Here is an 8,650-nt window from a genome sequence, read left to right on the forward strand (position 1 = left end):
CCCTGGGTACGCGCCCTGCCCGCAGGATTTCCTGGCGATGGTAGATGTCGTCGAGGAAGGCGTTCAGCGCCTGCACGCGCTGCTCGATGCCCTGCGTGAGGCGCCGCCATTCATTGCCTGAAATGATGCGGGGAACGATGTCGAACGGGATCAGCCGCTCGGAGGCTTCTTGCTCACCATAGACGGCGAAGGTGATGCCGGTCTTGCGGAAGACGCGTTCAGCGTCCTGCATCTTCTCGGTCAGCCTGGCTGGATCCTGCTCCTTCAGCCAGCGATCATACGCCGAATACGGTCTTCTCAATCCGGAGACTTCCGGAAGCATTTCATCGAACGCTGCCAATCGCATACTCCCCTGTGACGCCATTTCACTGGCGTCGCCGGAGAAAATCAAGCGCAATCGGTGATTTGGGAGATACGGGCGATCAGTATGTTGCGCCTGCCTAAAATTGAGGCAGCTGAAATATGACCTTGATCAGCCTTTGCCTCGTGCCCGGGCAAATGCGTTTACCGGCTAGAAAGCACGGAACGTGACGACGGTGAACGTGTCCTTGATGCCGGGGAGAATCTGCACCTTTTCGTTGACGAAATGGCCGACGTCTTCCTCGTCGTCGACATAGAATTTGGCGAGCAGATCGTAGTTGCCGGCGGTGGAGTAGATTTCCGAGGCGATCTCGGCATCGGCAAGCGCGCTGGCAACCTCATAGGATTTGCCGAGCTCGCATTTGATCTGCACGAAAAACGCCTTCATGGCTTCGTCCCGCTAAACGTCCAAGTCCAGCGGCCCTTCTGGCAGACTGGAGGCGGGCTTTCAAGCGCTGGAATCCGTACTCTGCCGGCCCAGGCCTGGGCTGCGACCTGCCGCAGCTCTCCGCCAGCATGCAACCTGCCGCCGAGCGCCAGCGATTATTCGCGATCGCTGAAACCGCGATGCGCTGCCAAGCGTATGTTATGATGCGTCTTCGGACAGCACCATTTCAAGGGAAGATGTTTCGCGGGACAACGGAGACAGGCCATGCGCCGCGCCTTTTTCGCATTCGCAGTCGTTCCATTCCTCTGCGTGTCGTCGGCATTGGCCGGCGATGCCGAGATCAAGGCAGGCCAGTCCGTCATCGACGGTCAGCTAAAGGCCCTCATCGCCAATGACGGCGCCACCGCCTACAGCTTCGCCGCCCCGAATGTGAAGCGGATCTTCCCGACCGTCGATGCCTTCATGAACATGGTGACCAACGGCTATCCGCCGGTGCGCAAGCCGCAGACTTATTCCTTCGGCAAGGTCGAGGAGACCGGTCCGGGTTCGATCGTCCAGCAGGTGCTGATCGTCGGCCCCGATGGCAAGGATTACGAGGCGGTCTATACGCTGCAGCAGCAGCCCGACGGCACGTTCCAGATCACCGGCTGCAGCCTGCGCGCCTCGAATTCGCTCAGCACTTGAGGCCTTACAGCAACGGGATATCGCCCCTCGCCCAGCCCTCGGTGATTTCGGCGCCGCGCGCCTCGAAGGTGCCAGCCTCGATCGCAGCGCGGATGTCCTGCATCAGTTTCTGGTAGTAGGACAGGTTGTTCCACGTCAAAAGCATGGCGCCGAGCGCTTCCTGCGAGCGCACCAGATGATGCAGATAGGCGCGTGAGTAGTCACGGGCGGCCGGGCAGTCGCTTTCCTCGTCGAGTGGGCGCGGATCGTCAGCATGGCGGGCGTTGCGCAGATTGACCTTGCCGCGCCTTGTATAGGCGAGGCCGTGGCGGCCGGCCCGTGTCGGCATCACGCAGTCGAACATGTCGATGCCGCGCGCCACCGACTTCAGGATATCGTCAGGCGTGCCGACGCCCATCAGATAGCGCGGTTTGTCCGCCGGCAGCTCCGGACAGGTGATGTCGAGCATCTCGAGCATCACCGCTTGCGGTTCGCCGACGGCCAGGCCGCCGACCGCATAGCCCTTCAACTCCATCGCGCTCAGCGCCTGCGCCGATCGCACCCGCAGCGCTGCGTTGTCGCCGCCTTGCACGATGCCGAACATCGCCTTGCCCGGCTGGTCGCCGAACGCCGTCTTGCAGCGCTCGGCCCAGCGCAGCGACAGCTCCATGGCGCGCTCGATCTCCTTCATTTCGGCCGGCAGCGCCGTGCATTCGTCGAGCTGCATCTGGATATCGGAATCGAGCAGCCCCTGAATCTCGATCGACCGCTCCGGCGACATCTCGTAGGCGGCGCCATCGATATGCGAGCGGAAGGTGACGCCCTTTTCGGTCAGCTTTCTCAGCTTCGACAGCGACATGACCTGGAAACCGCCACTGTCGGTCAGGATCGGATGCGGCCAGCGGGCGAATTCATGCAAGCCGCCGAGCCGCGCCACACGCTCGGCGCCTGGCCGCAGCATCAGATGGTAGGTGTTGCCAAGGATGATGTCGGCGCCGACGCCGCGCACCTGGTCCATATACATCGTCTTGACGGTACCGCCGGTGCCGACCGGCATGAAGGCTGGCGTGCGGATTTCGCCGCGCGGCATGTCGATCACGCCGCGCCGCGCCTTGCCGTCGATTGCCAGAACCTTGAAGCTGAACTGCTTAGCCATTGAATTCCTTGTCGTGGACCGGGGCGTCCGGCGCCTGCTTGTCGAGCGACTGGCGGTAGTGGATGCAGCCGCGCATGAATTTTGGCCAGGGCGGCACGGCGATCGATGGTTCGGTTTTTTCCGGCAGCAGGTCCCACAGATCGGGGTGATGCCAGCACAATTCATGGCCGGTGGAATCGCGGTGCTGGCGAATGCCGGCGCGCAGTTTTTTCACTTCCGCGATCAGCGCATCGCGGTCAAAGGCTTGCAGATCATCGTCCATCGCTCGTCTCCGCTCGGAAAAGCAGGCTTGCGTCGCCATAGGAATAGAATCTGTAACGGTTCTCGATCGCATGGGCATAGGCCGCGCGCATCGTGTCGAGGCCGCTGAAGGCCGAAACCAGCATGAACAGAGTCGAGCGCGGCAGATGGAAATTGGTCATCAGCATGTCGGCGGTGCGAAAACAGTAGCCGGGCGTGATGAAGATATCGGTCGGGCCGGACCACGCAGCCAGAGTACCGTCCTCACGCGCCGCACTCTCCAGCAGACGCAGCGAGGTCGTGCCGACAGCAACGATGCGCCCGCCCCTTGCTCTTGCGGCATTCAGGGCGTCCGCAGTGGCTTCGCTGACCGACCCGGTCTCGGCATGCATCTTGTGGTCGGCGGTGTCGTCCGCCTTGACCGGCAGGAACGTACCGGCGCCGACATGCAAGGTGACGAAGCGGCGTTCGACGCCTTTGGCGTCAAGCGCTGCAAAAAGCTCCGGCGTGAAATGCAGGCCCGCTGTCGGAGCCGCGACGGCGCCTTCCTCGCTTGCATAGATGGTCTGGTAATCGGCCCGGTCGCGTTCGTCGTCGTCGCGTTTCGAGGCGATATAGGGCGGCAGCGGAATATGGCCTACCGCGTGCAGCGCCTCGTCGAGGAACGGCCCCGACAGGTCGAAGCCAAGCAGCGCCTCGCCGCCCTCGCCTTTCTCGATCACCGTGGCGTCGAGCTGACCGAGGAAACAGGAATTGCCGTCATGGCCGAAATGGATGCGGTCGCCGGCGGCAATGCGCTTGCCCGGCCTCATGAAGGCCAGCCAGCGGTCCGGCGCCATGCGCATATGCAGCGTGGCTTCGACCTGCGCCGTCGCCTCGCCCCGCCGCCTTATGCCTTTGAGCTGCGCCGGAATGACTTTGGTGTCGTTGAACACCAGCACGTCGCCGGCCCTGAGCAAGGACGGCAGGTCGCCAACCGTCCGGTCCTCGAGCCCTTCGCCGGGCTTGACCAGAAGCATCTTGGCGCTGTCACGCGGCTGCGCCGGGCGGAGCGCGATGCGCTCCTCCGGCAAGTCGAAGTCAAAGACATCGACGCGCATCAGTAGAGCCGGACGAGCAGCGCTCCGGCCAAGAGCAGCACCGCGCCGGCAACGCGGCCGAGCGAGATTTCACGCACCGCGACGCCGAGGAAGCCGACGCGGTCGATGAGCATGCCGGCCAGCAACTGGCCGGCGACCAGAAACGCCATCAGCGCGGCAGCACCTATGCGTGGCGTCAGGATCGTCGACAGCGTGACATAGAAACCGCCGAGCATGCCGCCGGCCACGAACAGCCAGGGCGCCGGCGCTTTCCAGTCGAGCGAGATGCCTTGCAGCTTCACCACCGTAACGGAGATAATGCCGAGCACGATCGCGCCCGACAGGAACGAAAACGCAGCCGCCGCGACTGGGAGACCCAGGCCGCGCGCCAGCTGCGAATTGATCGGCGCCTGAATGGCAATGAAGGCGCCGGATAGGATGCCGAGAAGCGACCAGACGACGCCCATCATTGTCGTTTGCCCTTACTTGACGTCGGCCGCGACCTTCAGCGACACGATCTTGTCGGGATCCTGCACCGGCTCGCCGCGCTTGATCTTGTCGACATTGTCCATGCCTTCGATGACCTGGCCCCAGACCGTGTACTGGCGGTTGAGGAAGGCGGCATCGTCGAAGCAGATGAAGAACTGCGAATTGGCCGAGTTCGGGTTCTGCGAACGGGCCATCGAGCAGGTGCCGCGGCCATGGTTGGCGTTGGAAAATTCGGCCTTCAGGTCCGGCTTCTCAGAGCCGCCCATGCCCGCGCGGGACGGCGCGAAGGAAGGCTTGCTCGAATTGCCGAACTTGACGTCGCCGGTCTGGGCCATGAAGCCTTCGATGACGCGGTGGAAGACCACGCCGTCATAGGCGCCTTCCCTAGCCAGTTCCTTGATGCGGGAGACGTGGCCCGGCGCCAGGTCGGGGAAAAGTTCGATGACGACCGTGCCCTTGGTCGTTTCCATGATGAGCGCGTTCTCGCGGTCCTTGATTTCGGCCATGTCAGATATCCTTTTGAGAAAACAGAGTTATTTGACAATTTTACTTGTCTGCGGCGATGCGCACCTTGATCATCCGGTCGGGGTCGGAGACCGTGCCGTTATCCGCCTGGTCGCCCTTCTTGATGTGATCCACCAGTTCCATGCCGCTGACGACATTGCCGACGATGGTGTACTGGCCGTCGAGCGGCGGTGCCGGAGCGAACATGATGAAGAACTGCGAATTGGCCGAATTGGGGTCCTGCGAGCGGGCCATGCCGACCACGCCGCGCTTGTAATGTTCGGTCTGCGAGAATTCGGCCGGCAGGTCGGGCAGGTCGGAACCGCCGGTGCCGACGGCCTCGGCGCTGAAACCCTTTTTCATATTGCCGAACTTGACGTCGCCGGTCTGCGCCATGAAGCCGTCTATGACGCGGTGGAAGGCGACGTTGTCATAGGCGCCTTGGCGCACCAGCTTCTTGATCTGCTCGACATGCTTTGGCGCCAGATCGGGCCGAAGCGCAATGGTGACGTCTCCGTCCTTCAGCGTGATGACCATGGTGTTTTCCGGGTCGGCGGCGAAGGCCGAGACCGATGCGGTCACAAGGCCGGCAAGCACAACGAGGAACGAGGCGAGCTTTTTCAGCTGCATATCTATCTCCGGAATCTTATTTCGCGAATTTGGCGGTGAGCGCACCGGCAACCGCCGCCGGCACGAAGGGGCGGATGTTGCCTCCCATAGAGGCAATCTGGCGGACAAGTGTGGCGGTAATGGTGCGCACGGACGGGCTGGCGGGCAGAAAAACCGTCTGCAACTCAGGTGCCATAGTCTCGTTCATGCCGGCCATCTGCATCTCATAGTCGAGGTCGGTGCCGTCGCGCAGGCCGCGGATCATGATCGAGGCGCCGTGCTTCCTGGCGGCGTCGATGACCAGCCCCTCGAAGGCGACGACCTTGATACGGGCACCATCGCTGCCGAATTCCGCCTTCGCCGCCGTCTCGATCAGCTTCACCCGCTCCTCGAAGGAAAACAGCGGCTGCTTGCCCGGATGGATGCCGATCGCCGCATAGACGATGTCGGCCACGGCCAGCGAAGCCTTCAGCACATCCAGATGGCCGTTGGTCAGCGGGTCGAAGGAGCCGGCATAGAGGGCGATGCGTTCGGTCATGGCAGGTGCTTCTAATGCATGATCCCAAAAAGTGGAAACCGGTTTTTGCGGACAAACGGTTTTTCGTTTGTCCTAGAGATCATGCTCAAATGAAAGCTAGAGCCTGTTCCGTCTTCCGTCCACCAAGATGGAACAGGCTCTAGCGAGCCTCTCTCGCAAAGGCAAATCCGATCGGGGCGCCGGCCGTGAACCTTTTCCGGCACATGAACGACAGATGAACACGCTGATCACGAAGCCTTCACGCAGCGTTCACTAGGTTGCACCTTAATAAGATGAAACCAAAATCCCATCTATCCGTTGTTAGGCGCAGGAGAACACGCACATGCTGATCTACATGCTCGCCACCGCAATGACCGTCGCCATGCTGATCGCCACCGTATTTGGGCTGCATCAGGAGGCACAACGCATCCGCGTCAAGGCAAACACCAAGCGCTTCGAAGGCTTCGGCCCGCGTAAGCCATATCGCCACTACTGATAAAGCCTGGACTTGCTGCCGCGCCGGCCAGCTGGCCGGCGTTGCCATGTCAAAACCTGGGTGCCGGACTTAGTCCGCACCCTCCGGACCGGCGTCAGACGCCGCAGCGGCATCGGCACCGCCCTCGACGGTTTCTTCGCTTTCTTCGTCCGCTTGCGGTTCAGAGATCCGCTCGACCGAAACCACCTTTTCGCCTTCAGCCGTGTTGAAGATGGTCACACCCTTGGTGGCGCGGCTGGCGAAACGAATGCCGTTGACCGGCACCCGGATGACGGTGCCGCCGTCCGACACCAGCATGATCTGGTCGTCATTGCCGACCGGGAAGGTCGCCACCAGCCTGCCAATCTCGGCCGCCTTCGACACGTCGGTGGCGCGGATGCCCTTGCCGCCGCGTCCGGTCAGCCGGAAATCATAGGACGACGAACGCTTGCCGTAGCCGAATTCGGTCACCGTCAGCACGTACTGTTCGTGCGCCTTGAGTTCTTCGTATCGGCTGTCGGAAAGCTCTGTCTCCTCGCCGATCTCCTCATTGGTCAGCGCGATCTCTTCCTCTTCTCCGGCCGTTTCCGTGGCAAGCCGCCGCTCCGCCGCCGCGCGCTTCAGGTAAGCGGCGCGTTCCGCCGGCGAAGCATCGACATGCTCGATCACCGACATCGAGATGATGCGGTCGGTCTCGGCCATGGTTATGCCTCGCACACCGACCGAATTGCGGCTCTGGAAGACGCGCACGTCGCCGACGGAGAAGCGTATGCACTGGCCGGAACTGGCGGTCAGCAGCACGTCGTCCTTGTCGGTGCAGGTTTCGACGCCGAGGATCTCGTCGCCTTCTTCCTCCAGCTTCATGGCGATCTTGCCGTTGCGGTTGACCTGGACGAAGTCGGATAGATCGTTGCGGCGCACGGTGCCGCGCGTGGTGGCGAACATCACGTAGAGTTCGCCCCAGCTGGCCTCGTCCTCGGGCAGTGGCATGATGGTGGTGATGCGCTCGCCCTGCTCCAGCGGCAGCATGTTGATCAGCGCCTTGCCGCGTGACTGCGGATTGCCGATCGGCAGCCGCCAGACCTTTTCCTTGTAGACGATGCCGCGCGAGGAGAAGAACAGCACCGGCGTATGGGTGTTGGCGACGAACAGCCGGGTGACGAAATCCTCTTCCTTGGTCGACATGCCGGAGCGGCCCTTGCCGCCGCGGCGCTGCGCCCGGTAGAGCGACAGAGGCACGCGCTTGATGTAGCCGGAATGGCTGACCGTCACGACCATGTCTTCGCGCTGGATCAGATCCTCGTCTTCCATGTCCGAACCGCCGTCGGTGAGTTCGGTGCGGCGCGGCGTGCCGAACTCGTCGCGCACGGCGGCAAGCTCGTCCTTGACGATCTGCTGGACGCGCGCGCGGGAAGACAAAATGTCCAGATAATCGATGATTTCGGCGCCGATCGTGTTCAACTCGTCGGCGATCTCGTCGCGGCCGAGCGCGGTCAGGCGCTGCAGGCGCAGCTCGAGGATGGCGCGCGCCTGCTCCTCGGACAGATTGTAGGTACCGTCCTCGTTGATCCGGTGGCGTGGGTCATCGATCAGGAGGATCAGAGATTCCACGTCGCCAGAGGGCCAGCGCCGCTCCATCAACTGCTCACGCGCCGTCTGCGGATCCGGCGCGGTGCGGATCAGCTTGATGACTTCGTCGATGTTGGCGACTGCGATAGCGAGACCGACCAGCACATGGGCGCGATCGCGCGCCTTGCGCAGCAGGAACTTCGTCCGCCTTGTGATCACCTCCTCGCGGAAGGCGACGAAAGCCTTCAGCATATCGGTCAGGTTCATCACTTCCGGCTTGCCGCCATTCAGCGCCACCATATTGGCGCCGAAAGAGGTCTGCAGCGGCGTGAAGCGGTAGAGCTGATTGAGGATGACGTCGGCAACGGCGTCGCGCTTCAGCTCGATGACGACCCGGTAGCCCTGGCGGTCGCTCTCGTCGCGGATATCGGAAATGCCCTCGATGCGCTTGTCGCGCACCAGTTCAGCCATCTTCTCGATCATCGACGACTTGTTCACCTGGTAGGGAACTTCGGTGATGATGATGGACTCGCGGTCGTTGCCGCGCTGTTCGATGTTGACGCGCCCGCGCATGACGATGGAGCCGCGGCCGGTCGAATAG

At 62.4% G+C, this 8,650-nt stretch carries 12 protein-coding genes; 2 read left to right on the plus strand and 10 right to left on the minus strand.

Annotated features, from left to right (window positions below):
- Window positions 1-340 (minus strand): circularly permuted type 2 ATP-grasp protein (locus EN884_RS15535; protein ID WP_206617598.1); only part of this gene is annotated, 340 nt, incomplete at its 3' end.
- A 171-nt stretch (window positions 341-511) separates the two neighbouring features.
- Complete coding sequence (locus EN884_RS15540) at window positions 512-748, minus strand: Lrp/AsnC family transcriptional regulator (RefSeq protein ID WP_010909609.1); 237 nt, start codon at window positions 746-748, stop codon at window positions 512-514.
- A 264-nt stretch (window positions 749-1,012) separates the two neighbouring features.
- On the opposite strand from EN884_RS15540, the gene EN884_RS15545 reads away from it, so the two are divergent.
- A complete protein-coding gene (locus tag EN884_RS15545; RefSeq protein WP_063167942.1) occupies window positions 1,013-1,432 on the plus strand; it encodes a DUF4864 domain-containing protein in 420 nt (139 codons plus the stop codon).
- Between the two features lie 4 nt (window positions 1,433-1,436).
- On the opposite strand, the gene tgt is transcribed toward EN884_RS15545, so the two are convergent.
- The 7 genes from tgt to coaD all read right to left on the minus strand — a co-directional run bounded on the left by tgt (window position 1,437) and on the right by coaD (window position 6,026).
- Window positions 1,437-2,567: a tRNA guanosine(34) transglycosylase Tgt gene (tgt, locus tag EN884_RS15550; RefSeq protein ID WP_024503503.1), complete on the minus strand. Its 1,131-nt coding sequence runs from the start codon at window positions 2,565-2,567 to the stop codon at window positions 1,437-1,439.
- Window positions 2,560-2,829, minus strand: a complete 270-nt coding sequence (locus EN884_RS15555) for a hypothetical protein (RefSeq protein WP_013531822.1) — start codon at window positions 2,827-2,829, stop codon at window positions 2,560-2,562. Before EN884_RS15555 ends, tgt begins: the two co-directional genes overlap by 8 nt.
- Window positions 2,819-3,907 carry a tRNA preQ1(34) S-adenosylmethionine ribosyltransferase-isomerase QueA gene (queA, locus tag EN884_RS15560; RefSeq protein WP_063167941.1) on the minus strand — a complete coding sequence of 363 codons (1,089 nt, stop codon included), beginning with the start codon at window positions 3,905-3,907 and terminating at the stop codon, window positions 2,819-2,821. Before queA ends, EN884_RS15555 begins: the two co-directional genes overlap by 11 nt.
- A complete protein-coding gene (locus tag EN884_RS15565; protein ID WP_013531824.1) occupies window positions 3,907-4,356 on the minus strand; it encodes a DMT family transporter in 450 nt (149 codons plus the stop codon). Before EN884_RS15565 ends, queA begins: the two co-directional genes overlap by 1 nt.
- A gap of 12 nt (window positions 4,357-4,368) precedes the next feature.
- On the minus strand, window positions 4,369-4,881 hold the full coding sequence (locus EN884_RS15570; RefSeq protein ID WP_013531825.1) for a peptidylprolyl isomerase: 513 nt from the start codon (window positions 4,879-4,881) through the stop codon (window positions 4,369-4,371).
- A 40-nt stretch (window positions 4,882-4,921) separates the two neighbouring features.
- A complete protein-coding gene (locus EN884_RS15575; protein WP_224619653.1) occupies window positions 4,922-5,416 on the minus strand; it encodes a peptidylprolyl isomerase in 495 nt (164 codons plus the stop codon).
- Window positions 5,417-5,525: 109 nt separating this feature from the next.
- Entirely contained in the window at window positions 5,526-6,026 is a 501-nt protein-coding gene (gene coaD / locus EN884_RS15580; RefSeq protein WP_063167940.1) for a pantetheine-phosphate adenylyltransferase, read from the minus strand.
- Window positions 6,027-6,348: 322 nt separating this feature from the next.
- Between coaD and EN884_RS15585 the strand changes: the two genes are divergently transcribed.
- Window positions 6,349-6,501, plus strand: coding sequence for a hypothetical protein (locus EN884_RS15585; protein ID WP_081714296.1), 153 nt, complete (start codon window positions 6,349-6,351; stop codon window positions 6,499-6,501).
- Between the two features lie 69 nt (window positions 6,502-6,570).
- Here EN884_RS15585 and EN884_RS15590 read toward each other — a convergent pair.
- Window positions 6,571-8,650: DNA gyrase C-terminal beta-propeller domain-containing protein (locus EN884_RS15590; RefSeq protein ID WP_128360615.1), on the minus strand; the 2,080-nt coding region annotated here is incomplete at its 5' end.

It is taken from the genome of Mesorhizobium sp. M7A.F.Ca.AU.001.01.1.1, assembly GCF_004022735.1.
Lineage (GTDB): Bacteria > Pseudomonadota > Alphaproteobacteria > Rhizobiales > Rhizobiaceae > Mesorhizobium > Mesorhizobium ciceri.